Source organism: Campylobacter australis (assembly GCF_050586305.1).
Lineage (GTDB): Bacteria > Campylobacterota > Campylobacteria > Campylobacterales > Campylobacteraceae > Campylobacter_A.
In genome coordinates this window covers 1-206 of sequence record NZ_JAXUAA010000038.1, presented here as the reverse complement: position 1 = coordinate 206, position 206 = coordinate 1, and the positions used below count along the sequence as shown (strand labels likewise).

General features: G+C 37.9%; 1 protein-coding gene. It reads right to left on the bottom strand.

Annotation, left to right across the window (positions count from 1 at the left end):
- The coding region (locus U5B17_RS09720; RefSeq protein WP_430805149.1) for a methyl-accepting chemotaxis protein at nt 1-206 on the bottom strand (206 nt) is incomplete at both ends.

The window sequence follows — 206 nt, the reverse complement described above, 5'->3', positions numbered from 1 at the left end:
TGATTTATCATATTAATTGCTTCACTTTGCTCTCTTATGCTCTCACTCATCTCATTGATTGATTGAGCTAAGACATTAGTATTTGCTTCTATCTCACCAAGAGACTTTTGAGTTCTTTCAGCTAGTTTTCTAACCTCATCAGCAACAACAGCAAATCCTCTACCATGTTCACCTGCTCTAGCAGCTTCTATAGCAGCATTTAGTGC